Genomic DNA, 24960 nt, shown 5'->3' with positions numbered 1-24960 from the left:
CCAACCCCGGGATAGCGCCATCATGATCAGGTTCGAGAACATCGACGTCACCTTCGGCGAGCATGTCGCCATCCCGCAGCTGAACCTCGAGGTCGAGCAGGGGGAGTTCTTCACCCTGCTTGGCCCCTCGGGGTGCGGCAAGACCACCGCGCTGCGCACCTTGGCCGGGTTCATCGAGCCCAGCGCGGGCGAGATCTACATCGACGGCAAGCCGGCCAGCAAGTTGCCCAGCGAGAAGCGCAGCGTGGGCATGGTGTTCCAGAACTACGCGCTGTTCCCCAGCATGAGCGTGGGCGAGAACATCGCCTTCGGCCTCAAGGTGCGAAAGACCGGCCGCGCGGAGACCGACCGGCTCGTGCAGGAGATCGCCGCCCAGGTGGAACTCACCCCGGAGCAGCTGACCAAGAACGTCTCCGAACTCTCCGGCGGCCAGCAGCAGCGCGTGGCCATCGCCCGCGCCCTGGTGCTCAAGCCCCGCATCCTGCTCCTGGACGAACCGCTCTCCAACCTCGACGCGAAGCTGCGGGTGCAGCTGCGCGAGCAGCTCAAGAACCTGCAACGCGAGCTGGGCATCACCACGGTCTACGTCACCCACGACCAGGAGGAAGCCCTCACCATGAGCGACCGCATCGCCGTGTTCAACCACGGCGTGGTGGAGCAGGTGGGCACCCCCGAACAGATCTACAACCGGTCGGCCACCGAGTTCGTCGCCACCTTCGTGGGCGCGATGAACCGGCTCACCGGTGAGTTCCTGCAGCAGCTGCGGGGCAACGGCGGGGAGTTCCTGTCCGCCGACAAGAGCTCGTACCTGCGCTTGGAGAAGGTGGGGCTGCAGGCACCGGCGCGCGGCGCATCCGTTCGCCTGGCGGGTGTGGTCGCCGACCGGGTCTACCAGGGCTCGCACAGCACCTACACGATCGACAGCCACGGCAGCCGGATCCGCGCGCTGGTGCCCGAGGGCGGCGCGGCCCCGCTGGTGCCCGGTGCCGCCGCGACCCTGTACATCGACCCCGCCGCGATCCTGCAGTACTAGGGGCCCGGATGCGCAACTCATCGGTGCGGACCATGTTCCGTTCCCCGCTCGTCGTCGTGGTGCTCGTGCTGTTGGTCTGGTTCGTGGCCACCTTCCTCGTGCTGCCCAACGCCACCCTGCTGATCAGCACGTTCTTTCCCGACGGCAAGCTGAGCTTCCGGGCGCTGGAGAAACTCGTCAGCTCGGACCGGGCGTTGAACAGCCTGTGGCACAGCTTCGCGCTGGCCGCGACCCTGGCCGTGACGGTGAACGTGGTGGGCATCTTCATCGTGCTCGTCACCGACTACTTCAAGATCCGCGGCTCCCGGGTGCTCTGGCTCGGCTACGCCACCACTCTCATCTACGGCGGCATCGTGCTGGCCGCCGGGTACAACTTCATCTACGGCAAGTACGGTTTCATCACCAACGCGGTGCGCAACGTGTTCCCCGACATCGACCCCAACTGGTTCTCCGGCTACTTCGCGGTGGTCGTGGTGATGACCCTGGCCACCACCACGAACCACATGCTGTTCCTCGGCTCGTCGCTGGCGAAGATCGACTACCAGACCATCGAAGCCGCCCGCAATATGGGCGCGTCGACCTGGCGCATCCTCTGGCGCATCGTGCTGCCGGCGCTCCGCCCGATGATCTTCGCCGTCACGGTGCTCACGTTCCTCACCGGCCTCGGCGCGCTCACCGCGCCGCTGGTGCTCGGCGGCACCGACTTCCAGACCATCGCCCCGATGATCCTCACGTTCTCCAAGAGCAGCGGTTCCCGCGACCTGGCGGCACTGCTGGCCATCATCCTGGGCCTCGCCACGATCGTGCTGCTCGCACTGATGAACCGGGTGGAGAAGAGCGGCACCTACTTCTCGGTGGCCAAGGTGGCCACGCCGCTGCAGAAGCAGCGCATCCGCAACCCGCTGGCCAATGTGCTCGTACACGTGGCCGCGTACGTGTTGTTTGTGGTCTACGCGCTGCCGGTGCTGCTGATCGTGCTGTTCTCGTTCCTCGAAGCCACCGCGATCAGCACCGGCACCATCACCTGGGACGCGTTCACCCTGGCCAACTACGCCACCGTGTTCGGCACCCCCGAGGTGCTCAAACCCTTCGTGGTAAGCGTGGTCTACAGCGCGCTGGCCTCACTGATCGTGGTGCTCGGCATGCTGTTCGTCGCCCGGGTGCTGCACAAGCACCGCAACCCCGTCACGTCGCTGCTGGAGTACCTGCTGCACATCCCGTGGATCCTGCCGACCATCCTGATCGCGCTGGCGCTCGTGATGACCTTCGACCGGCCCAACCCGCTGATCGGCGGGCAGGTGCTCACCGGCACCACTCTGCTGCTCCTGGTGGCGTACGTGATCATCAAGATCCCGTTCACCCTGCGTCTGCTCAAGGCCGCGTTCGCGTCGGTGCCCGAATCGCTCGAGGATGCCGCGCGCATCCTCGGTGCCGGGCCGCTGTTCACGCTGCGCACGGTGCTGGTGCCGCTGGTGCTGCCCACGGCTGCGGCGATCACGGCGCTCAACTTCAACAGTCTGCTGGATGACTATGACGCGGCCGTCTTCCTCTACCACCCGCTCTACCAGCCGTTGGGCCTCGCGATCCGGGCGAGCACCGAGGGTGAGAACAACCTCGACGCCATGTCGATCACGTTCGTGTACACGGTGCTGCTGATGATCATCATGAGCTTCACCATGTACCTGGTCTACGGCCGGAGCGGCGCCCGCGGCCGCCGCCGCCGCAAGCCGCGGTCACTTGGCGCCGGCTCGTCGGGCACCAGAGCCGGTGTGGGCCCCGCGGCCGCAGTGGGCCCGGCTGCTGCAGCGGCAGCAACGACTCCAGTCACCGCCGGCGCCGTGATGCCAACGGTGACATCAGGTTCCGCGCGAGATTAGCCCGGGCCACTACAGGGCTCCGGTGCACGCTGTGCTTCCGGCACACCCTGCACCGGGCGCGACGAACGTTTATGAGGACAACGGTCGCAAAATAGGACGCGATGCGCGAGTGCATCCTCATAAACTCACTTTCTCCCCCTAACCGTCGCCGCCAAGGCGCCGCTACCGGGCCAGGGTGAGGATCTCGGCGCCGTCGTCGGTGATCGCGATGGTGTGCTCGCTGTGGGCCGTGCGGCAGCCGGTGGCGCTGCGCAGGGTCCAGCCGTCGGCATCCGTCACGAGCCTGTCGGTGTCGACCATCACCCACGGCTCGAGCGCCAGCAGCAGCCCGGGGCGCAACGTGTAGCCGCGGCCGGGGCGGCCGGTGTTCGACACGTGCGGGTCCTGGTGCATCGTCGAGCCGATGCCGTGGCCGCCGAACTCGACGTTGACGGGGTAGCCGGCGGCGTCGAGCACCGTGCCGATGGCGTCCGAGATGTCGCCGATGCGGGCGCCGGGTCCGGCGGCGGCGATGCCGGCCTGGAGGGCGCGCTCGGTCGCGTCGATCAGCGCGACGCTTTCCGGCGGCTTGGTGTCGCCCACGATGAAGCTGATGGCCGAATCGGCGGCGATGCCGCCCAGCAGCACGGCGAGGTCGAGCGACACCAGGTCGCCGTCGGCCAGGGCGTAGTCGTGCGGCAGGCCGTGCAGCACGGCCTCGTTGACGGAAGTGCAGATGTAGTGGCCGAACGGCCCACGGCCGAACGACGGTGCGTAGTCGACGTAGCAGGACTCGGCGCCGGCCTCGACGATCATGGCCTGGGCCCACCGGTCGATGTCGAGCAGGTTCGTGCCCACCGCGCTGCGGCTTTTCATGGTCTGCAGGATGTTGGCGACCAGCGCGCCGGTTTCGCGCGCCCGGGCCACCTCGGTGGGGTTCAGGATCTCGATCATGCGGTGCCTCTCGTCTGGAACCAATAACTATACCGGTCTAAGTATCCCGGATAGACTGGTGGCATGGTCAGGTTGCCGCTCACAGTCGCTGAAGTCGAGCGTGGAGCGCGCCTCGGCGCCCTGTTGCGCCGGGCCAGGGGAGCGCGCTCGATGCTCGACATCGCACTGGATGCCGGCGTCTCACCGGAAACCCTGCGCAAGATCGAGTTGGGCCGCGTCGCCACCCCCGCCTTCCCCACCATCGCGGCGATCGCCGAGGTCGTCGGACTCTCCCTCGACGCCGTGTGGGCCGAAATCTCCGAGCCCGAACGCGAGACTGTTGAGCCCGCCGGCGCCCGCGCGCCCCGGGAGCGCCTGGCCTCCTAGGCTTCGGCGCGAGCGGCACCCCCGAGCTGCCGGCGGTCGCCGGACCGCTCAGCTCACCTTGCGCCGGTAGACCCGCATCGCGAACCCGTACGCGAGCACCAGGATGCCCACGCACCAGGCCAGTGCCACCCAGATGTCGCTGCCGACCGGCTCCCCGGCGAACAGCTGTTGGATCGTGTTGACGATCGCCGTGACCGGCTGGTTCTCGGCGAACACCCGCACGGGCCCCGGCATGGTGTCGGTGGGCACGAACGCCGAACTGATGAACGGCAGGAAGATCAGCGGATAGGAGAACCCGGCCGCGCCATCCACCGTCTTGGCGGACAGGCCCGCGATGACCGCGACCCAGGTGAGCGCCAGGGTGAACAGGGCCAGGATGCCGGCCACGGCGAGCCAGGCCAGCGGGCCCGCGGAGGTGCGGAAGCCCATGGCCAGGCCGACCGCCACGATGATGACGACCGAGATACCGTTGGCCACCAGCGAGGTGAGCACGTGTGCCCACAGTACCGAGGACCGGTTGATGGGCATGGAGTGGAAGCGTTCGAAGATGCCGCTCTGCAGATCGGTGAACAGCCGCACGGCCGTGTAGGCGATGCCGGAGGCGATCGCGATCAGCATGATCCCGGGCAGCAGGTAGGTGACGTAGTTGCCGGTACCCGTGTTGATCGCGCCGCCGAGCACGTAGACGAACAGCAACAGGATGGCGATCGGCGTGATCGCCGTGGTGATGATCGTGTCGGCGCTGCGGGTGATGTGCCGCAAGGAGCGGCCCAGTAGGCTGTTCGTGTCGGCGATGAAGTGGGTGCTCATGATGGGTCCTTTCCGGGCTCGGGGGAGGTGGTGCCCACCAGGGCGAAGAAGATCTCCTCGAGGGTGGGCTGTCGTTCGATGTACTCGACCTTTGCGGGCGGCAGCAGTCGCTTGAGCTCGGCGAGGGTGCCGTTGGCGATGATGCGCCCCTCGTGCAGGATCGCGATGCGGTCGGCGAGTTGCTCGGCCTCTTCGAGATGCTGCGTGGTGAGCAGCACCGTGGTGCCCTGCGCCGCGAGGTCTCGCACTACCCGCCACACCTCCTGCCGGGCCTCCGGGTCGAGTCCGGTGGTCGGTTCGTCGAGGAAGATCACCTCGGGGTGTCCGATCAGGCTCATGGCGATGTCCAGCCGCCGGCGCATTCCGCCCGAGTAGGCCGACACCCGGCGGGTGGCCGCGTCGACGAGGTCGAAACGCGTAAGCAACGCATCCGCGACCTGGCCTGGATTGGCGAGGTGGCGCAGCTTGGCCATCAGCACGAGGTTCTCCTTGCCGGAGAGGATCTCGTCGACGGCGGCGAACTGGCCGGTGAGGCTGATGGAGGTGCGCACCTCGAGCGGCTCGGTGGCGACGTCGTGTCCGTTGACGGCCGCGGTGCCGGCGTCGAACCGGAGCAGGGTCGACAGGATGCGCAGCAGGGTGGTCTTTCCTGCGCCATTGGAGCCGAGCAGGGCGAAGATGCTGCCCGGGGCGACGTCGAAGCTGACGCCGCGCAGCACGTGCAGCTCCTTGTAGGACTTCTCGATGTTCTGCACCCGGATCGCCGGGTGCCGGGTGAGGGTGTCGCTCATGGTGTGGTTCCCTTCTGTGGGTGGTTCTGTGGGTGGTTCTGACGGGTGTTTCTGTGGCTGATCGGCGCGCGCCCGTTACGGGGCGTGCCGCACGGTGATGTCGCCGTACTGGGTGCGTGCGCGCACCGCGACGGTGGGCTCGGACTCTGCCGGGGCGCGGTCGGCCTCGAGGTGGTTGCGCACCCGGCCGTCCTTCGAGGCGAGATCGAGCCAGGCGGCCACGCCGGGCCGCACGCCGATGGTGACCTGGCCGTAGCCGCTCTCCACCTGTACCGACCCGCCCGAGACCTCGGTCAACCGGATGCTGCCGTAGGCGGTCTTCGCGGTCACCGAGGCGAGCGCCCGGGTGATCTCGAGGTCGCCGTAGGAGAGCTTGGCGTCCAGGTCGCCACCCGACTCACCGATCTCGATGCTGCCGTGCGAGGCCTTGAGGAGCGCGTCGCCGGCCACGCTGCCGACCCGGATCTGCCCGTGGTCGGCCGTGATCTCGGCGCCGCCCGCGATGCCGTTGACGCTGATGGTGCCGTGCCCGGCGCGCAGCCAGAGGTCGCCGGTGCCGTCAACGTCCACCGCGCCCATGGAGCACTTGATGCGGGTGGCGCCGAGCCGGCCGGAGGTGTGCACGCCGCCCACCGCGATCTCCGCGGTGAGCCGCGACCCCGCCGGCAGTTCCACTCGCACGTCGACGGACTCGGTAGGGCCGATCCAGCTGAGCCGAGGCCGTGGGCCGGTCACGGTGAGCCGCTGGCCGTCGAAATCGACGCGGGTCTCCTCCGCGCCGCGACGGTCGACGGCCTTGGCGGGGTTGCTCGGCGACACGGTCACGACGGTCTCGGTGCGGTCGCCGGCCACGATCTCGAGGTCGCCGACCTGCAGGTTGACGGCCAGATCGATCGGGGTAGGGGTGGGGAAGCTGGGCATGCTGACGCCTGCCTTTCGTGGGCTCGGGCATTTTTGGGTATGGTCGACCGGCCCCGCGGCTGTGCGGAGCTGGTGGTACGGCGGGGCCTGGGCTTAGCGCGCCCAGCCCGCGAAGTTGTCGCCGGTGCGCAGGGTGCGCTGCGCGGAGCGTCGTTGTTTGGGCTGAACCGCGGCCGCGATTGCGCGCACCAGCCAGGTGTTGACCGACAGGCCGTCGGCCAGGGCCGCCTCGTCGACCCGCGCCTTGAGGGCATCGGGCAGGCGCAGCGTCGTGCGTGAGGTGCTCACATCGTCCAGGTCGACGGATGCGGCGGAGCCGTCGTCGCCCTCCTGCTCGGCCGTGGGCGCTGTCACGACGAACTCCACCTCGCGCCCGCGCAGCCGCAGGTCCACCGACCCGGGGGCGAGGTCACGGGTGATCTCGCCGGCCGCGGCCGACAGCACGTCGAGCAGCACCAGCCGCGCGGCCGCGTCGAGCCCCGCGGCAAGCCGTTCGGCCAACGCGCGGGTGTCGTCGCTGCCGGTCTCCGCGGCCTCGAGAAGCTGCCGCTGAAGGTCGGTGACGTAGGGTGCGAGTTCCATGACTTCAGTGTGACACCACTGTGGTGTCACCGCAAGGTTTTGTGGTGTCAGATATGGAATTAGTGGTGTCAGGTTGCCCAGTGGGTGTCGCATCCGTTGAGCGGCCCTCACCGTGCGGCTCACGGGGCGCCTGGGCACTAGCCGGAGCACCCCAGGCTATGGCGCAGCACGATTAAAGGGACATCGCGACATCGATAGGACGAATTCGCCGCGCGCATCCTTCTAATCTCACTTTTGCCTATGTTGCGGCGCTGCCAGGGCCTGTGCCGCGAAAGCGTGGAGCGCGGTGTGACACTAGGAGCATGGACGGAGCGAAGCGCTGGATTGCGCGGGCGGGCACGTTGGCGGCCCTGACGCGGGGAGCAGCGCGATGACCGTGTTCAGTGCGGGCATCCTGCTGTATCGGGTGACGGATGCCGGGGTTCTGCAGGTGTGGATCGCCCACATGGGTGGGCCGTTCTGGGCGCGCAAGGATGCCGCGGCCTGGTCGATCCCCAAGGGGGAGTACGAGCCGGGAGAGGATCCGTTCACGGTGGCCAGGCGAGAGTTCGAGGAAGAGATCGGCGTTCCGGCTCCGGCCGCGGACTATGTGCAGCTGGGGGTTCCGCCAGCCCTCGGGGAAGGTGGTCACGGTGTTCGCCGCCCGTTCCGACCTCGCTGTGGAGAGGGTGGCGAGCAACACCTTCGACCTCGAGTGGCCCAGGGGATCGGGCACTATCAAGCAGTTCCCCGAGATCGACGATGCGCGCTGGGTGAGTATCCCGGAGGCGCGGGAGAAGCTGGTGAAGGGGCAGGTCGCGGTTCTCGGGGCGCTCGCCGAGTTGCTCGGACGCTGAGCGCACACCGAACACCAGCACACACCGAACCTGAGCACACACAGAACGTGGGCACACACCGAACCTGAGGGCACAGAAAAACCGGGTGGCAGCATCCGTGTGTAGCGGATGCGGCCACCCGGTTCGGTGACGGGCCGTCGTGGCGGCCTGGGGCCGGTTAGCGGCGGCGGGAGACGATCGTGCCGACGATCGCGAGGGCGACCGACGCGATGGTGAGCACCAGGGCGGGGTTGCGCTTGTACGCCGCGGTGATCTTGTCGAGCGTCTCGTGGGCCGTCGCGATGACGGTGTCGGCGGTCTTGTCGAGGTCGAGGTCGTTGACGGCCGACTTGACGGTGGAGACGGTGTCGTCGATGGCGTGGCGGGCCTGCTCGGCGAGGTCGGTGGCCTTGTCGGCGGCGTCCTCGGCGAGGTGCTGGGCCTGCTGGGCGGTGTTGTCAGTCATGGTGTCCTTTCGGGCGAGGGGTCGGGATGGTTCAGGGCGAAGCGGCGAACGGCTTAGCGGTGAACGGCCTTGGTGATCTTCTTCGCGTTGCGGCTGGCGAGCTTGTGGGTGCGGGCGCGAGCCTTCTTCACGGTCGGGTCGTTCCAGGCTTTCTTGGCGTTCCGACGGATCTGCTTGTAGCGGCCGCGGCCGGCCTTGGCTCCGATGAAGTACGCGGCAAAGGCGATGGCGGCGGTGACGATGAGGCGTAGAGCGGTCATGGTGGCCTGCTTTCTTGTTGCGGAGGACGCGGACGTGTCGACGCAAGCGTTGGCGAGGGCGGGCGGGTCGCCGCAGTGCCGCAGCGATTGGCCCGCCCTCACTACTGAGAGGGGAACAGCGGCCGAATCGTCACGGAATTGCCTGAGATTCGGTGCACACCTGCAGGAACGGGCGCCGTAGTCAGCGACGATGGCTGGTGCGGCGCCCGTTCAGGCTGGGTGAGATCCCCGATCTGCCGCCGGTCAGCGGATGCAGCGGGCGGGCAGGCCGTGCACGGTCACGTCGCCCACGACGGCCGGGGTGATGGGGGCGGAGGTGACCTCGCCGGTGGCGGGGTCGGGGGCCAAGCCGAGCACCGTGCCCAGCACGGCCACCGCGGCGGCGGCGGCCCATGCCTGCGGGCGGCAGGCGGCCGGGTAGGGGCCGGCGGCGGTCACGGCGGTGGCGTCGTCGCCGGAGTGCAGCTCGGGCATCCGGTAGTCGAACGACTCGGCCGCGGCGAGCAGGCCGGTGATCAGCTCGCCCGCCTCGGCGCCGAAGCCGTCGCGGCCGAGGCCGGCGATCGCGATGGCGGTGTCGTGGGTCCACACGGAGCCGCCGTGGTAGCTCACCGGCCAGTAGCCGGCCGAGTCGGTGGACATGGTGCGCAGGCCGTAGCCGGAGTTGAGCTCGGGGGAGACCAACCGGGCGGCGACGAGGGCGGCTTCCTCGGCGGAGAGCAGGCCGGTGCCGAGCAGGTGGCCGATGTTGCTGGTGACGGTGTCGACCGGGCGCTTGAACGCGTCCAGCGCCACGGCCGGGTAGCGACCCGCGGGCGAGTCGATCCAGAAAGACTCGCGGAACCGGGTCTTGAGCTTCTCGGCCCAGGCCCGCCACACGTCGCCGCCGGGCCGGCCGAACGCGTCGAGCAGGTCGGCGCCGCCGATGGCGGCCTGGTAGGCGTAGGCCTGCACCTCACAGAGCGCGATCGGGCCGTCGGCCAGGCTGCCGTCACGCCACTGGATGGAGTCGCCGGAGTCCTTCCAGCCCTGGTTGGCCAGGCCGTGGCCGGTGCTGTCGACATACTCGAGGAACCCGTCGCCGTCGCTGTCGCCGAAGTCACGCATCCAGGCCAGGGCCGCCTCGAGGTGCGGCAGCAGGGCCTCGACCTCGGCGTCGGCCATGCCCCAGCGGTGGGCGTCGGCGAGCAGGCAGATCCACAGCGGGGTGGCGTCGACAGTGCCGTAGTACAGCGGGGGCAGCGACACGTCTTCGCCGGGGATGGTGAACGCGGCCGGCCGCAGTTCGTGCATGATCTTGCCCGGCTGCTCGGCGGTCTCGTCGTTAGTCGAAGTGCCCTGCAGCTCGGCGAGGATGCGCAGGGTGGAGGCGGCCAGCTCGGTGCCCAGCGGCAGCAGGAACCGCGCGGCCCAGATCGAGTCCCGGCCGAACAGGGTGAAGAACCACGGGGCGCCGGCGGCGAGGAACGGCTCCTCCGGACGCGCGGTGGTGGCCATCCGCAAGCCGGAGAGGTCCTCAAGGGCCTTCTGCACCCAGCGGCCCAGCCGGGCGTCGCCGGACTGCACCGACACCCCCGCCCATTCGGGGAGCCCGGGGGCCGCCTGCACGACGGTGGCGGAGTGGTCGATGTCGACGGTCCAGGTGACGGTGACGCTGCCGCGGGCCGGCACGGTGACCGCCCAGTTGGCGCCGAGTTCGGTGGGCCGGCCGAGAGCGCCGACCGGGTCGGCCGAGTGGCGGCCGAGCGCCGCGGCATCCGTGCCGAGCACGCCGTCGCCGCTCACCTGCACGAGCGCTGCCACGGTGGGGGTGGTCAGGCGGATGCCCGCGTCGCTGGTCTGCACCTCGACGGACGGGATCTCGGGCAGCTCGGCCGCCGGGAACGCGGCCCGGTCGGCCGCGCTGGCCAGCCCGGCCTTGACGGTCTGCATATCGGCGAAGTCGGCCGACAGGCGCACCGACACCGTGGTGTCGACCGGCTCGGCCAGCCCGGACTCAATGGTGATCTGCTCGGTGAGCCGCCCGGCGGTGACCGTGCGGGTGACGTGCAGCCGCAGCCGTGGGTCGGCGGTGCGGTCGTCGAGGTGGCGGAGCAGCGCGTTGAACGTCATCTCGCCGGCCCCGCGGGCGGCCGAGCCGATCGGTTCGCCGGCGGCGCCGCCGACCAGGAGGGTCCACCCGGAGAGGATGCGGGTGTCGGCGTGATACAGGCCGTGGATCGGCAGACTCGTGCGCCCGTCGGAGCCGGACCACGCCTGGGTGGGCGCGGCCAGAACGATGGCGGAATCGTGGAGCAGGGGCTGGACGGGGTGGGAAAGCATGAGTGAGGTACGACTCCAGTGGTGTTGTGGTGCGGATCCGGGAAACAAAGCGTTCAGGAGCGGCTACTCCTTCACGGCCCCGTCGGTGGTGTTCATGATGCGTTTCTGGAAGATGAAGAACATCACCGCCACCGGGATGGTCATGATCGCCGCCGCGGCGAGCTTGAGCGGGTACTGCGTGCCCTGGCTCAGCTGCCCGGACGCCAGCGACGCGACGCCCTTGGTGAGCGTGGTGAGTTCGGGCGATTGGGTGGCCACGATGAAGTGCGACAGCTCATTCCAGGAGCCCTGGAACGACAGGATGATGATGGTCACCAGCGCCGGCCGGGCCATCGGCAGCACGATCGACCAGAACACCCGGAAGGTGCCGGCGCCGTCGATGCGGGCCTGCTCCTCCACGCTGGCGGGGATGGACTCGAAGAAGTTCTTCATGATGAACACGCCGGCGGCATCGGTGAGCAGCGGCACGATCATGGCCACGTAGGTGTCGTAGATGCCCAGCTGGTTGATCACCAGGAACTTGGGGATCAGCAGCACCACACCGGGCACGCTCATCACGGCGATGAGCAGCGCGAAGATCACGTTGCGGCCGCGGAAGTGCAGCCGGGCCAGCGCATACCCGGCCAGGGAGTTGAAGAAGACCCGGCCGAGGGTGACGAAGACCGTCACGATTGCCGAGTTCTGGAACCAGACCGGGAAGTCCGAGTTGAGGAACAACTTCTCGTACGCGGCCGACGACCAGGTGGCCGGAATCAGCGACATCGGGTTGCTCGCCGCTTCGGCATCCGTCTTGAACGACGTGGCGACCTGCACCAGGAACGGGGCGATGTAAATGATCGCGAGCACGATCAGGATGGCGTAGAGCAGCGACCGGCCGGCGATGGCGGAGGTGGGCAGCTGCGGCCGGCTCAGGTTGCGCAGTCGCTGGGAGGGGGAGCGGGGCTGCACCCGGGCGCGTGCGGTGGTGCTCATTTGGAACCTCCGGGGGTGGGGGTCTGCACGTACATGCGCATCCGGCGGGCGGAGACCTTGCGTTCGGCCAGCAGAGCGCGCTGGAAAAGGGTGAAGACCACGATGATCACGAACAGGATGAACGCGATCGCGGCGCCCTGGCCCCAGGCCTGGTTGGTGAACGCGGTTTGGTAGGACAAGTACGCGGGGGTGAGCGTGGTCTTGCCCGGACCACCCTGGGTGCCGGTGTAGATCTGGTCGAACACCTGCCAGGCGCCGATCAGGCCCAGGGTGAGCACGGTGAACAGCGTCGGCCGCAGCTGGGGCAGGGTGACCCGCCAGAACCGTTGCCAGCCGTTGGCGCCGTCCATCATGGCCGCCTCCACGACGTCGCCGCTGAGGTTCTGCAGCGCCGCGATGAAAAGCAGCATGAACGTGCCGCTGGTGGTGAACACGGCCATCAAGATGAACGCGCTCATGGCCACGGATGGTCCGGCGAGCCACTCCCAGAAGGAGATGCCGAGGAAATCGTTGCCGGTGAGTGCCGCCGGGCCGTTCTGCACGCCGAAGACCCGGAGGATGTTGTGCAGCACGCCGCTGGGGTCGTTGAACCAGTTGGGCCCGTTCACCCCGATGAAGGAGAGCAGCTTGTTGACCGCGCCGGTGGAGCTGAACAGGAACAGCCAGAGCACGGTGATGGCGACCGAGCTGGTGACCGACGGAAAGTAGAAGGCGGTGCGGAAGAAGCCGCGGCCGCGCAGGATCTGTCGGTTCACCAGCACGGCCAGGAACAGGCTGAGCATGGTCTGGATCGGCACGACCAGGAGCACGTACCAGGCGTTGTTGCGCAGAGCCGTGCCGAAGTCCTGTTCGGCCAGGCCGCCACCGCCGAGCAGGGCGGAGTAGTTGTCGAGGCCCACAAACCCCACCGAACCGGCGAAGGGGCTGCCGCGACCGTTCCAGTCGGAGAAGCTCACCCAGAGGGCCATCAGAACCGGGATGACCAGGAACATCCCGAGCAGGATGATCATCGGGGCCGTGAACAGCCACCCCGAGGCGGCCTCGCCGCCCCGGATTCCGGAGCGGCGGGGCGTCTGTGTAGGCGTCGACATGATGGCTACTTCAGCAGTGCTTCGAGGTTCTTCTGCGTGGAGTCGAGGATGGTCTGCGCATCCCCGGTCTTGAGCGACTCGAGCTGTGCGTTGAGGTCACTCACGACATCCGCTGAACCCTGCAGGTTGGGCACGCCCTTGGCGTAGTCGGCCCCGGCGAGGAAGGGCACCAGGGTGGGGTTGGCGCTCTTCCAGTCCTCGGCGGCGGACTGGATGGACGGCATCGGGCCGAACTCCTCGGAGAAGGTCAGCTGGGCGTCCTTGCTGGTGAGCTGTTCGACGAGGTCGAGCGCTGCGGCCTGGTTGGGGCTGTCGGCGGCGATGCCCCAGCAGTTGGTGAACTGCAGGGTGCCCTTGCCCTCCGGGCCCGCGGGGAGCTCGGCGACCGTGTAGTTCACGTCGGGGAAGTCGTTCGTCATGGCCCCGGTGATCCAGTTGCCCTCGATGGTCATGGCGGACAGCTGCTTGCCGAACGCCTCGCCGCCCCAGCCCGCGCCGAGCTCGGTGGCGTACTTCATCACGCCGTCGTTGAGCAGGGTCTGCGCGTACTCGAGTCCTTCGACGCTCTCCGGGCTGTTCGCGGTGGCCTCGGTGCTGTCGTCGTTCATCAGGTTGCCGCCGGCCTCGGTCATGAAGGCGCCCAGCCGGGCGTATTCGCCGCCGATGCCCAGGCCCACCTGCGTGTCGGTGGTGAGGGTCTTGGCTACGGTGGCGAGCTCGTCCCAGGTGGTGGGGATGTCGGCATCCGTGAGTCCGGCCGCCGCCCAGAGGTCGGTGTTGATGATCAGCTGCAGGGTGGAGAAGTCCTTCGGGGCGCAGTAGAACTCGCCGTCGTAGGTGAAGGAGCTGACCAGGCTCGGGTAGAAGTCGTCCTTGTTGGCCAGGTCGTCGCCGTAGGGGAGCAGCGAGCCGTTCGACGCGTAGCCGGCGAGGGCATCCGTGGAGAGGTAGAAGACGTCGGCCGGCTTCTGGGCGGCGAAGCCCTGGGCGAGCTGCTGGTTGAGGTCGCTGGCGACGCTGACCTTCGCGTCGGTGCCGGAGTCCTTCGACCAGGCGGCCACGGCCTCGTTGACGGCCGCGGTCTCGGCGTCGCCGCTCGAGCCGATCAGAACCGTGAGGCCCTTGGAGGAATCGCTGGTGAGTTCGCCGTCGGTGGAGCCGGCGCTGTCGCCGAACCCCGACCCGGAACCACATGCGCTGAGAGTGAGGGCGCCGACCACGGTGAGGCCTGCGCCGATCAACCAGCGGGAGTTGCGTCGTTGCATCTTGATGCTCCTTCTGTCGCGCTACGGTGCGCGCTTGCTTGTGTAGTGGTCACAGTAGCTGAATTAATTTGATCGATCAAATGTTTTCTTGGATCGATCAAATATTGGGTATTTTGTGGGAGCAAACGCGGTACTCTGTGGGAGATCGGTGTTGGATCGATCCATTGACGGGCGCTTAGGTGCCGTGCCGATGCGGGACTCGGGGGAGGAGCGGCCATGACTACGTTTCCGACCGTGACGGATGTCGCGCTGGCCGCCGGCGTCTCCCGCCAGACCGTGTCCAATGTGATGAACTCGCCCGGCATCGTGCGCGCCGACACCCGGGAGCGGGTGCAGGCCGCGATCGCCGAGCTGGGCTACCGCCCGCACGCGTCGGCGCGGCGGCTCCGCACCCGGCGCAGCTCCACCATCGGCATCCGGCTCGACCCGATGATCGACGGCATCTCCGGCTCGGTGCTGGACAGCTTTCTGCACGCCCTCACCGAGCAGGCGGACCGGCAGGGCCTGCGGGTGCTGCTGTTCACCGCGACCGGCCCCGAAGACGAGATCACCCAGCTCAAGCGCCTGAACGACGGCGCCGATGTGGACGGCTTCGTGCTCACCTCCACGTTCGCCGGCGACCCCCGCACGACCTGGCTGCTCGAGAACGGGATCTCGTTCGTGACCTTCGGCCGCCCGTGGGGGGTCGACGATCTCGACGACCCCAAACATCTCTGGGTGGATGTGGACGGCTGGACCGGCCTGCACGATGCCACCCGCGCGCAGCAGGAGGCCGGGGCCCGGCGCATCGGGTACATCGGCTGGCCGAGCCCGTCGGGCACGGGCGAGGATCGCCGGCGCGGCTGGCGGGATGCGATGCTCGAGCGCAATGACGTGACCGAAGACGAACTGGCCGCCCTCGAGGTGGTCACGGTAGACGGCGTGGCCGAGGGAACCGCGGCCATGCAGGAGTTGCGCCGCACTGCAGGAAGGCTCGATGCGGTGCTCTGCGCGAGCGATTCCCTCGCCCTGGGCGCCATGATCGCCAACCCTGAGCGGGTGCCGGTCACCGGCTACGACAACACGCCCGTCGCCGCGGCGATCGGGCTCTCCAGCGTCGATCAGTCCGTGGACGAGGTGGCCGCGGGGGTGCTCGAGTTGCTGACGGGCGAGTTCGGCGGCAAGGTGCACGGTGCCCCCGAGTCGGCGGAGCCTCGGCACCGCATGGTGAAGCCCCGGCTGGTGGTGCGCGAGTTCGCCGCCATCCCCATGGAGGCCCCGGCGCCGGCCTGAGCGCCCTGAGCGCCCTGAGCGCGGGTGCGGCGCCGCTTCGCGGGTGGCGCGCATACCGCGCAGCGGCGTGTGGCCCGCGCGAGGCCGAGGCCGGATGTTGTGCGCGGGCGCGGCGCCGTTCCGCGGGTGCTCCGTCTCGTGCCCACCCGCGGGTGGCCCCTCATGTCCCGAGTGCGGGTGCGGCGCCGTTTCGCGGGTGGCGTGCATCCCGCGCAACGGCGTGCGGCCCGCCCTTGGCCGCCGGCGGATGCGGGGCGCGGGTGTGGCGCCGTTCCGCGGGTGTGGCGCCAGTTTGCGGGTACTCCGTCCCGCCGGGCCCGCGAGTGGCCTCCCATATGCCGAGCGCGGGTGCGGCGCCGTTTCGCGGGTGGCACGCATCCCGCGCAGCGGCCCCTGACCCGCGCTAAGCCGAGGCCGGATGCTGTGCCCGGATGCTGTGCCCGGGTGCGGCGCCGGTGCGCGGGTATGCCGCCGGTCCACGGGAGCAGCGAGAGAGGTCAGCGGTCGGCGAGGAGCTGCCGCAGAGTGTGCTCGACCGGGGTAGTGGCGTGCCCGATGAGGGTCTCCAGGGTGGAGTCGGTGACGGCGAACTCACCGCGGCGCGCGGCCTGGAACATGCCCAGGGAGAAGTCCGCCACCATGGGCGGCAGTCCGCGCTCGATCGCCGAGGCCCGCCACTCGTCGTCGCTCACGGTGACGCGGGTGATGGTCTGGCCGGTCAGCGTGCTCAGGATGCCTGCCACCTGCCCGAGATCGAGGGCGACCGACGCGGTGAGCGGGGCGGAGATGCCGTCCAAAGTGCCGTCGTCGGTGAGGGCGATTGCGGCCACTTCCGCGAGGTCCTCGTGGGCGGTCCAGGACACCGGACCGTCCTCGGGCACGACAATGCGGCCCGTGCTCAGCGCGCTGTCCAGGTGGATGCCGAGCGCGTTGGCGTAGAACCCATTGCGCAGCGCGGTGAAAGGCACGCTCTGCCCGGCCAGGTGGGCCTCGGTGGCGGCGTGTACGAGTTGAGGGGGAAAGAGCGAGTCGGGTGACGCTGCCTGGTGGCTCGTGTAGAGCACCCGCCCGGCCCCGGCCGCCTTCGCCGCGTCGATGGCGACCCGGTTGGCGTCGAATGCGCCACCGCCGCGGATGGCCGCCGAGATCACGAGCACCTGGTCCGCATCCTCGAAGGCGTGCGCGAGCGACCCGGGGTCGGTGAAGTCCCCGGCACGCACCCGCACGCCGCGGTCGGACAGTCCGCGCGCCTTGGCGGGGTCCCGCACGCTCACTCCGACGGATGCGGCCGGCACCCGTTCCAAGACGCTCTCGACGATCTGGGTTCCTAGGTGCCCGGTGGCACCAGTGACGATTATCATTGATTCGCTCCATTCGTTTCCAGTGATTCTGGTTGGCAGACTAGCACTGAAGTTCCGGTGGAAACAATTGCGCGATATCGTTGGTTTCATGACCGAACTTGCCGCAGCATCCGTCAGTGACGACCAGCGCACCCGCATTGTCGAGGTGGCCGCCCGACTGCTGCGCGAACGGGGTGCCGGCGGGCTCACCACTCGCGGGGTCGCGGATGCCGCTGACGTGCAGCCGCCGGCCATCTACCGGCTGTTCGGCGACAAGGACGGCTTGATCGAGGCCGTCGCCGAGCACGTCCTGGCCGAGCACGTCGCCGCGAAGTCGACGGTGGGCGACTCCGGCGACCCCGTCGCCGCCCTGCGGTCGGGCTGGCAGCTACAGATCGACTTCGGGCTGGCCAACCCCGATCTGGGTGCCCTGCTGACCGCGCCGGGGCGAGCGCGGCGCTCACCCGCCATCGAGGCCGGCATCGAGGTGCTTCGCGCGCGAGTGCGCGCGCTCGCCGAAGCCGGGCTCCTCCGCGTGAGCCAGCGGCGCGCGGTGGATCTCATTCACGCTGCCGGCGCCGGGGCCGTACTGGCACTCCAGGAGGCTGCGCCCGAGGAGCGCGATCCCGGTCTGTCCGAGGCGCTGCTGGACGCCGTGTTGCAGCAGATTCTCGAGCCCGACGCGGACGGGATCCAGGGCGACATCTCCAGCACGGCGATCGCCGTCACCTTCGCCGCTCACATTCCCACCCTGCTGGCGCTCACCCCCGCCGAGCGGAGCTTGCTCACGGAGTGGGTGGGCCGGTCGATCGACGCCGCGGAGCACTGACGGCGGTCCGGACCATCCGAGCCGGAGCGTTGACCGCCATCCGGGCCGGAGCGTTGACCGCCATCCGGGCCATCGGCGGTCGACCGCCCGGCGGATGCGGGCCGTTGTGGCTGCCGCCTCCCGCCTACCGCTGCCGTTGCGCGGGTGCGGCGTCCGGGAGGCGCTCATCCCGCGCAGCGGCGTGTCGCCCGCGCTTCGCCGTGCGCGGGTGCGGCGCCGAGGCGCGGGCGGCGCGCAGGGCGCGCAGCGGCGTTTGACCCGCGAATCGCCGGGTGCGGGTGCGGCGCCGTTGCGCGGGTGCGGCGCCGATGCGCGGGCGGCGCGCCGCCCGCGAAGCGGCGTCTGACCCGCGATTCGCAATGAGATGGCCCGAGCGCCGTCCGAGTGAGCGCGTGCGCCTGCGGGTCAGGCCGGGTAGGTCGCGATGGCGCGCTGGGCGATGTCGAAAATGGTCGGGAAGGCCGTTTCGGGCACCCGCACCAGGCGGAGGCAGCCGCGGGCGATCGAGTCCGCGTAGGCGTGCCGGGCGGCCCCGCCGCCCCAGTCACGCTGCACCAGGATGCTCTCCACCAGGCCGAAGACCAGGTGCAGGTCGTCGGTCACGGCCTGAGGGTCGGTGCCGGCAGCCGCGGCGGCCGTGGCGAAGCGGAGGTAGTGCTCCTGCAGGGCGGCCTGCATGGTGTCGCCGCGCTCGGCCTTGGCGTCGGGCAGGCGGTAGAGCACGTGCAGGTTCCAGCGGTCCTGCAGGATCACGTCGAGGTCGTACTTCGCCAGCGCGTAGAGCTTGGTGGGGGCGTCGAGCGGCTGGGTGTCGAGCCACTCGGCGAAGTGCACGGCCGGCTCGACGGTTCCGGTGAGCAGAGCGCTGAGGATGCTGCCCTTGTCGGCGAAGTGGTAGTACAGCGAGGCCTGGCGGATGCCCACCACCGACGCGATCTGCCGGGTGGTGGTGTCGGTGTAGCCCTGGTCGGTGAACAGGGTGGCCGCGGCCTCGAGGATCTCGTCGCGGGTGCTCAGGCCCGCGCGCTGCTTGCCCTCGGCGCGGGGGCGGCCGGCGGTGCGCTTGGGCGTGGTCGGCGCATCCGTCGGGGAGGTCGCCGCGGTGCCAGAGGTGCCACTCGCGTCGGTGTCGGGTGTCGAGGTCATGCGCTCTGGGGCTCCGTGCTCTCGAGGGGGAAGGTGGACGAGTGGATGCGGCCGGACTGCACGATCAGTCGCATTGCGCCGGGATCGGCCAGGGCAGCGATCTGGGCAAGCGGATCGACCAGAGTTGCCACCAGATCGGCCCTTTTGCCCGGCTCGATGGTGCCGACTTCGTCCAGTATGCCGCTCATGCGGGCCGCGGACGACGTGCCGGCCAGGATCGCCTGCATCGGGGTGAGGCCGAACTCCACGAGCAGGGCCAGTTCGCGCAGGTTGGTGCCGTGCTCCACGATGCCGGCATCGGTGCCGAGCGCCACATTCACACCGGCACGGATGGCGGCGCCGACCCGTTCACGGGCGTTCTGGACCGTGCGGCGACGTTTGGCCACCGTCCAGGGTGCCGCGGTGGGGGAGGCCGGGCGGGTGAGCGTGGAGAGGGTCGGCACCAAGAACGTGCCCTGCTCGCCCATCAACTCGATGGTGGCGTCGTCGATGAGGTAGCCGTGCTCGATGCTGCGCACACCCGCGCGCACGGCCGCGGCGATGCCCGCGGTGCCGATGGAGTGCGCGGCGACGCCGATGTGGCCGTGCCGGGCGGCCTCCTCCACGACGGCGCGGAGTTCGGCCTCGCTGAGGCCACCGCCCTCGGGGTTGCTGCGCGGGCTGCCCATGCCGCCCGTGGCGGCCACCTTGATCCAGTCGGCGCCCTCGCGGATCACCTCACGGGTGAGCCGCACGAAGTCGGCGGGGGAGTCGCCCACCACGCCGGCGCCGGGGCCGGTGTCCAACGGGGTGCCGCCCACGGTGCGCCAGTCGCCGTGCCCGCCGCTGACGCTCAGGATGCGGATGGCCAGCTGCAGCGCCGGCCCGGCGATGACGCCGTCGGCGATGGCATCGCGAAACCCGGAGTCCGCTCCGGCAAGGTCCCGGGCGCTGGTGACCCCGGCGTCGAGCGTGGCACGCAGGGCCGGCACCGCCCGCAGGGTCTTGGCGCTTTCCGGTTCGGTGATGCTCGTGAGGGTGTCGGTGGCGGGGGAGGTGCTCACGTGCACGTGGCAGTCGAAGAAGCCCGGCAGCGCGGTGTGGCCGGTGCCGTCGAGCACGGTGAGGGCATCCGGGTTGACCACCTGAGGCAGCGGCAGGGAGCCGGTGGGGGAGATCGACGTGAACAGGCCGTCCGTGATGAGCACATCGTGGGCGGGGCGCGGGGCTCCGCCGAGGCCGTCGATCACGGTGACATTGCGCAGCAGCAGGCTCGGGGTCATGGGCCCAGTCTACCGAATACCTATCGCTGATCGAATTTACGTGATCGAAACATTCGGCAATCACGCCGAAACAGTGCCGGGATAGTTTTTGTCAGCGATAGATATTTCGGCGGCCCGCTCGATTCCGGGTGTTGCCCCGCATCGGCCCCTGCGTCACCCCTGTGTCACCTCAGCTTCATTCCCTGTGTCACCCAGCCTCACCCCCTGCACAGCCCCCTGGCCCACCCCTGTTCCGAGAGGTTCGACCCGATGTCCCCAACCCCGTTCAGCCGCCCCGCGCGGTCCGCCTTCTCCCGCCCCCGGAAGGCCGCTCTGCTCACCGGCCTCGCCGCCGTCACCGCGCTCGCGCTCGCCGGCTGCTCCAGCTCCGCCGCGACCGACAGCTTCGGCTCGAGCGCCTCCGACAGCCTCACCGTCGTGATCACCCAGACCTACACCACCCCGCCCGACCCCGACACGAACTACGACGGCCCGGGCCTGAACATCATCGAGAGCACCTACGAGGGCCTCGTCGCCTACCAGGACGGCTCGGACACCGCCGAGATCGTGCCCGAACTCGCCACCGACTGGACCCTCTCCGACGACGGCCTCACCTACACCTTCACCCTGCGCGAGGGCGTCACCTTCCACGACGGCACCGAGTTCAACGCCGACGCCGTGGTGGCCTCGTTCGAGCGCCGCACCGCCGTCGACGGCGGCCCGGCGTACATGGTCGGCGACGTCACGGCCGTCACTCCCGTCGACGACTACACCGTCGACGTGACCCTCGCGGCGCCGAACTCGGCGTTCGTGGACTACCTCGCCTCGCCGTTCGGCCTCAAGATGGTCAGCCCCACCGTGCTCACCGAGGAGGCCGGCGACGACTTCGCGCAGACCTACCTCACCACGCACGACGCGGGCACCGGCCCCTACGAGCTGTCGGATGTCGAAACCGGCGTCTCCTACACGCTGACCGCCGCCGACGACTACTGGGGCGACGCCCCCGAGTTTGGCACCGTGAACATCGAGATCAGCGACAACGCCTCGGCCGCCCAGCTGCGCCTGGAGCGCGGTGAGATCGACGCGATCCTCGGCAACCTGAACAAGACCACCTTCGCGTCGCTGGCGAGCAACGACAAGCTCGACGCGTCGACGTTCCCCAACTTCACCACCCAGATGGTCTACGTCAACCCGGCCTCCGCGATCTTCACCACAGTGGAAGACCGCACTGCGCTGTTCTCGGGCCTGGACACCAAGACGATCATCGACTCGTCCATGGGCGAGCTCGAGGTGCCCACCAGCCAGCTGTTCCCGGCCGGTATGCTCGACGCCGCAGCGGATGACCAGGGTGTCACCTACGACCCCGCCGCACTGCAGGGCATCGTGGACTCCGGCATCGCCGCGGGCAAGACCATCCGCATCGGCTACCCGGCGTCGAGCTCCGATGCCGCGGCCGTGGCCCAGGAAATGGGCGCAACGCTCAGCTCCGCCGGCCTGCCCGCCGAGGCCGTGTCGCTCGGCAGCGGATCGGTCTACTCCCTGACCGACGACCTGGCCGCAGCCCCCGACCTGGTGATCATGGCCGCGTTCCCCGACGCCGGCCACGTGGACGCCTGGGCGCGCATCATCTACACGCCCACCGGCGGCCTCGACGTGCTGGGCGCCGAGGTGCCCGGCCTGAACGACGACCTCGACGCGGCCCTGGCCACTGAGGGCAATGACGCATATGCCGCCATCGCCCAAAAGATCATCGCGGCCAAGTACTGGTTCTCGATCGGCTCGCTGCAGACCACGACCATCGCCCGCACCGGTCTGACCGGCCTGGACGACGCCCGCAACCTGCTCGAGTACAACGTGCTGCACTTCGCGGCTCTCGGCAACGAGTAGTAGCACCCACCCGGCCGGCGGCGGCGCTTCAGCCCCGCCGGCCACCCCCTCTCCAGCCCCCGAACCCCAGAGGCGAGCATGACCTTCCCCACCGCACAGTCCGGCGCAACACAGCCCGGCGCCGGTCCCGACGCATCCGCCCCGGTCGCCCGGGTCCGGGACCTGCGCATCACCCTGCACCGTGAGGGCGCGGCCATCGAGGCCGTGCGCGGCGTGAGCTTCGACGTGATGCCCGGCGAGATCCTCGGCCTGGTCGGGGAATCCGGCTCCGGCAAGAGCGTGCTGGGCCTGAGCATGATGGGGCTGCTGCCCGACTACGCCAAGCCCAAGGTCACCGGCTCGATCCAGATCCAGGGCACCGACATCGTGGGCACCACCGCCGAAGCCGACCGGCTGGTGCGCAAGGAACACATCGGCGCCGTCTTCCAGGACCCGATGACGTCGCTGGACCCCACCATGACCATCGGGCACCAGCTCGCGGAGGTCGCCCGCGACAAGGCCCATGTGCTCACGCTGCTGGCGGATGTGGGCATCCCCGACCCGGCCACCCGGCTCGGCGCCTACCCGCACCAGCTGAGCGGGGGCCTGCGCCAACGGGTCATGATCGCCCTCGCCCTGGCCCGTAATCCGTCGCTCATCATCGCCGACGAACCCACCACCGCGCTCGACGTGACCGTGCAGGCGCAGATCCTCGACCTGCTGCTCACCCTGCGCGACGAACACGGTTGCAGCGTCATCTTCGTCACCCACGACCTCGGCGTGGCCGCGCAGATCAGCGACCGCATCGCCGTGATGTACCGCGGCGAGATCGTCGAATCCGGCACGGTCACCAGCGTGCTCGGCACCCCGCAACACGACTACACCAAGGGTCTGCTGGCCTCCCGCATCGACCTGAACACCCCCACCGACCGGCCCATTGTGAGCGCCCACGGCGCCGGTGCCGCCGACCACCTGCCCGCCCGCTGGCCGGACGTGTCTCCCGGCGGCCCCGCCGTCACCATCACGGATGTGCGCCGCAGCTTCGTCAGCGGCCCGCTGTGGAAGCGCCGCAGCCTCGACGCCGTCCGCGGTGTCAGCCTCACCATCGCGCAGGGTGAGTCGGTGGCGCTCGTGGGGGAGAGCGGCTGCGGCAAGTCCACCCTGTTGCGCATGGTCGCGGGCCTGGACACCCCCACCTCCGGCACCGTCAGCGTGGCCGGCACGACCCGCCCACAGATGGTTTTCCAGGATGCCGGCTCCTCCCTCACCCCGTGGCTGAGCGTGGGCGAACTGCTCCGCGAACGCCTCACCGCCACCACCCCGGGCCTCACCCGCACCCAGGTGCGCGACCGCATCGAGGAAGCTCTGGAACGCGTGGGCCTGCCCGCCGACGTCGCCCGGGTCCGCGGCGACAGCCTCTCCGGCGGCCAGCGCCAGCGCGTGGCCATCGCCCGCGCCGTGATCGTGCCGCCCGCCGTGCTGCTCTGCGACGAACCCACCAGCGCCCTGGACGTGTCCCTGGCCGCCACAGTGCTCAATCTGCTCGGTCGGCTGCGCCGCGAACTGAACATGTCGCTGCTCTTCGTCACCCACGACCTCGCCGCCGCCCGCGTCATCTCCGACCGCATCGCCGTGATGAACCGCGGCGAGATCGTGGAGCTCGGCGCCGCGGCCGAGGTGTGCGCCAACCCGATCAAGCCGTACACCCGGTCGCTGCTCGCGGCCATCCCCGGCCAGCACCTGCGGGTGGCCCCGCAACGGCCGCCCACCAGCACCATCCCCACGGTTGCGGGCAACACCCTCGACACCTTCGACATCGACCTGGATCTCGACCTCGACCTCGGAGAGGCCCGCGCATGAGCGTTTTCGCCCCCACGCCCACCGTGGCCCGGCCCGGCCGCGGCGCCCGCAAGTTCCAGCGGGTCACCGCGCTGCGGCACCGCTCCACGGTCGTGAACCTCATCGGCCTCACCGGCCTGGTGCTGCTCGTGCTCCTGGCACTGCTCGCCCCGGTGCTCGCGCCCTACAGCCCGATCCTGCGCGCCGGCGCACCGTTCCAGCCGCCGCTGAGCCCCGGCTTCCTGCTCGGCACGGATGCCCTGGGCTACGACATCTTCTCCCGCCTGCTCTTCGGCCTGCGCGCCAGCATCACCGCCGCGGCCATCGTGATCGCCTCCGGCGTGATCATCGGCGGGCTCGTCGGTGTCGTCGCCGGCGCCCTCGGCGGCTGGGCGGACGGCCTGCTCATGCGGGTCACCGACCTGTTCCTCGCCCTGCCGGGCATCCTCATCGCCATGGTCGTGGCCGCCGCCCTCGGCGCCAGCTTCACCAGCTCGCTGATCGGCGTGGCCGTCGTGTGGTGGCCGATGTACGCCCGGCTGGTGCGCGGCGAGGTGCGCTCCTGGGCGGCCCGGCCGCACCTGGAGGCCGCGACCCTGGCCGGCGTGGGCTGGAGCCGCCGGGTCGCCCGGCACCTGCTGCCCGGCGTCACCTCCACGGTGGTGATCGCGGCGAGCCTCGACGTGGGCGGCCTCGTCGTGGCCATGTCGGGTCTGTCCTTCATCGGTCTCTCCTCGCCGGCCCCGGCGCCCGAGCTCGGCGCCATGGCCGCCCAGGGCATGCAGTACCTGCTGCAGTTCTGGTGGGTGCCCGTGGTGCCCGGCCTGGCCGTGATGCTGCTGGCCCTGTGCGCCAACCTCGCCGGCGACGGCATCCGCGACCTGCTGGCCCGCCGATGACCCCCGCATCCGCCCCCGCCCTTC

22 protein-coding genes and 1 pseudogene are annotated in these 24960 nt (G+C 69.8%); 9 read left to right on the top strand and 14 right to left on the bottom strand.

Annotated elements, in window-relative coordinates:
* The first annotated feature begins 22 nt into the window (after window positions 1-22).
* Together PA27867_RS12870 and PA27867_RS12865 are read left to right on the top strand one after the other, a co-directional pair.
* The gene (locus PA27867_RS12870) at window positions 23-1033 is read left to right on the top strand and encodes an ABC transporter ATP-binding protein (protein WP_066596936.1); all 1011 of its coding nucleotides are present in this window, start codon (window positions 23-25) and stop codon (window positions 1031-1033) included.
* Between the two features lie 8 nt (window positions 1034-1041).
* Window positions 1042-2910, top strand: coding sequence for an ABC transporter permease (locus PA27867_RS12865; RefSeq protein ID WP_066596935.1), 1869 nt, complete (start codon window positions 1042-1044; stop codon window positions 2908-2910).
* A 162-nt stretch (window positions 2911-3072) separates the two neighbouring features.
* On the opposite strand, the gene map is transcribed toward PA27867_RS12865, so the two are convergent.
* Window positions 3073-3843 carry a type I methionyl aminopeptidase gene (map, locus tag PA27867_RS12860; RefSeq protein WP_066596934.1) on the bottom strand — a complete coding sequence of 257 codons (771 nt, stop codon included), beginning with the start codon at window positions 3841-3843 and terminating at the stop codon, window positions 3073-3075.
* A gap of 63 nt (window positions 3844-3906) precedes the next feature.
* Between map and PA27867_RS12855 the strand changes: the two genes are divergently transcribed.
* Complete coding sequence (locus PA27867_RS12855) at window positions 3907-4209, top strand: helix-turn-helix domain-containing protein (protein ID WP_066596932.1); 303 nt, start codon at window positions 3907-3909, stop codon at window positions 4207-4209.
* 48 nt (window positions 4210-4257) lie between these two features.
* Here the strand turns inward: PA27867_RS12855 and PA27867_RS12850 are convergent, their stop codons facing one another.
* The 4 genes from PA27867_RS12850 to PA27867_RS12835 form a co-directional block, all read right to left on the bottom strand.
* The gene (locus PA27867_RS12850; protein ID WP_066596930.1) at window positions 4258-5019 is read right to left on the bottom strand and encodes an ABC transporter permease; all 762 of its coding nucleotides are present in this window, start codon (window positions 5017-5019) and stop codon (window positions 4258-4260) included.
* Window positions 5016-5810, bottom strand: a complete 795-nt coding sequence (locus PA27867_RS12845) for an ABC transporter ATP-binding protein (protein ID WP_066596928.1) — start codon at window positions 5808-5810, stop codon at window positions 5016-5018. The genes PA27867_RS12850 and PA27867_RS12845 overlap by 4 nt, the downstream gene beginning before the upstream one ends.
* Window positions 5811-5885: 75 nt before the next feature.
* Window positions 5886-6731, bottom strand: coding sequence for a DUF4097 family beta strand repeat-containing protein (locus PA27867_RS12840; RefSeq protein WP_066596927.1), 846 nt, complete (start codon window positions 6729-6731; stop codon window positions 5886-5888).
* Between the two features lie 93 nt (window positions 6732-6824).
* A complete protein-coding gene (locus PA27867_RS12835; protein WP_066596925.1) occupies window positions 6825-7313 on the bottom strand; it encodes a histidine kinase in 489 nt (162 codons plus the stop codon).
* Window positions 7314-7683: 370 nt separating this feature from the next.
* Between PA27867_RS12835 and PA27867_RS12830 the strand changes: the two are divergent.
* A pseudogene (locus tag PA27867_RS12830) lies at window positions 7684-8149 on the top strand (NUDIX domain-containing protein).
* Window positions 8150-8306: 157 nt separating this feature from the next.
* Here the strand turns inward: PA27867_RS12830 and PA27867_RS12825 are convergent.
* The 6 genes from PA27867_RS12825 to PA27867_RS12800 all read right to left on the bottom strand — a co-directional run bounded on the left by PA27867_RS12825 (window position 8307) and on the right by PA27867_RS12800 (window position 14504).
* Window positions 8307-8594 (bottom strand): hypothetical protein, encoded by a 288-nt coding sequence (locus PA27867_RS12825; protein WP_066596923.1) that lies wholly within the window; start codon window positions 8592-8594, stop codon window positions 8307-8309.
* 53 nt (window positions 8595-8647) lie between these two features.
* Window positions 8648-8854, bottom strand: a complete 207-nt coding sequence (locus tag PA27867_RS12820; RefSeq protein ID WP_066596917.1) for a hypothetical protein — start codon at window positions 8852-8854, stop codon at window positions 8648-8650.
* Window positions 8855-9097: 243 nt separating this feature from the next.
* The gene (locus PA27867_RS12815) at window positions 9098-11176 is read right to left on the bottom strand and encodes a glycogen debranching N-terminal domain-containing protein (RefSeq protein WP_066596916.1); all 2079 of its coding nucleotides are present in this window, start codon (window positions 11174-11176) and stop codon (window positions 9098-9100) included.
* 63 nt (window positions 11177-11239) lie between these two features.
* Window positions 11240-12148, bottom strand: coding sequence for a carbohydrate ABC transporter permease (locus tag PA27867_RS12810; RefSeq protein ID WP_066596915.1), 909 nt, complete (start codon window positions 12146-12148; stop codon window positions 11240-11242).
* Complete coding sequence (locus PA27867_RS12805; protein WP_066596913.1) at window positions 12145-13239, bottom strand: carbohydrate ABC transporter permease; 1095 nt, start codon at window positions 13237-13239, stop codon at window positions 12145-12147. The genes PA27867_RS12810 and PA27867_RS12805 overlap by 4 nt, the downstream gene beginning before the upstream one ends.
* A 5-nt stretch (window positions 13240-13244) precedes the next feature.
* Window positions 13245-14504 carry a sugar ABC transporter substrate-binding protein gene (locus PA27867_RS12800; protein WP_066596907.1) on the bottom strand — a complete coding sequence of 420 codons (1260 nt, stop codon included), beginning with the start codon at window positions 14502-14504 and terminating at the stop codon, window positions 13245-13247.
* 216 nt (window positions 14505-14720) lie between these two features.
* On the opposite strand from PA27867_RS12800, the gene PA27867_RS12795 reads away from it, so the two are divergent.
* Window positions 14721-15776, top strand: coding sequence for a LacI family DNA-binding transcriptional regulator (locus tag PA27867_RS12795; RefSeq protein ID WP_066596906.1), 1056 nt, complete (start codon window positions 14721-14723; stop codon window positions 15774-15776).
* Between the two features lie 497 nt (window positions 15777-16273).
* On the opposite strand, the gene PA27867_RS12790 is transcribed toward PA27867_RS12795, so the two are convergent.
* Window positions 16274-17137 carry an NAD(P)H-binding protein gene (locus PA27867_RS12790; RefSeq protein ID WP_066596905.1) on the bottom strand — a complete coding sequence of 288 codons (864 nt, stop codon included), beginning with the start codon at window positions 17135-17137 and terminating at the stop codon, window positions 16274-16276.
* A gap of 88 nt (window positions 17138-17225) precedes the next feature.
* Here PA27867_RS12790 and PA27867_RS12785 point away from each other — a divergent pair, with 88 nt between their 5' ends.
* On the top strand, window positions 17226-17945 hold the full coding sequence (locus PA27867_RS12785) for a TetR/AcrR family transcriptional regulator (RefSeq protein WP_066596903.1): 720 nt from the start codon (window positions 17226-17228) through the stop codon (window positions 17943-17945).
* Between the two features lie 405 nt (window positions 17946-18350).
* On the opposite strand, the gene PA27867_RS12780 is transcribed toward PA27867_RS12785, so the two are convergent.
* On the bottom strand, window positions 18351-19091 hold the full coding sequence (locus PA27867_RS12780; protein WP_084021122.1) for a TetR/AcrR family transcriptional regulator: 741 nt from the start codon (window positions 19089-19091) through the stop codon (window positions 18351-18353).
* Window positions 19088-20353 (bottom strand): metal-dependent hydrolase family protein, encoded by a 1266-nt coding sequence (locus PA27867_RS12775; protein WP_066596901.1) that lies wholly within the window; start codon window positions 20351-20353, stop codon window positions 19088-19090. The genes PA27867_RS12780 and PA27867_RS12775 overlap by 4 nt, the downstream gene beginning before the upstream one ends.
* Before the next feature lie 249 nt (window positions 20354-20602).
* On the opposite strand from PA27867_RS12775, the gene PA27867_RS12770 reads away from it, so the two are divergent.
* From PA27867_RS12770 to PA27867_RS12760, 3 genes are all read left to right on the top strand, one after another.
* Window positions 20603-22219 carry an ABC transporter substrate-binding protein gene (locus PA27867_RS12770; RefSeq protein ID WP_066596899.1) on the top strand — a complete coding sequence of 539 codons (1617 nt, stop codon included), beginning with the start codon at window positions 20603-20605 and terminating at the stop codon, window positions 22217-22219.
* Window positions 22220-22297: 78 nt separating this feature from the next.
* Window positions 22298-24058, top strand: a complete 1761-nt coding sequence (locus PA27867_RS12765; RefSeq protein WP_066596897.1) for an ATP-binding cassette domain-containing protein — start codon at window positions 22298-22300, stop codon at window positions 24056-24058.
* The gene (locus PA27867_RS12760) at window positions 24055-24936 is read left to right on the top strand and encodes an ABC transporter permease (protein WP_066596893.1); all 882 of its coding nucleotides are present in this window, start codon (window positions 24055-24057) and stop codon (window positions 24934-24936) included. Before PA27867_RS12765 ends, PA27867_RS12760 begins: the two co-directional genes overlap by 4 nt.
* Window positions 24937-24960: the final 24 nt, after the last annotated feature.

Origin of the sequence: Cryobacterium arcticum, assembly GCF_001679725.1 — a bacterium.
GTDB classification, from domain to species: Bacteria; Actinomycetota; Actinomycetes; order Actinomycetales; family Microbacteriaceae; genus Cryobacterium; species Cryobacterium arcticum_A.
Note: the sequence above shows the minus strand (reverse complement) of the source record. Positions and strands in the feature narration are given on the sequence as shown.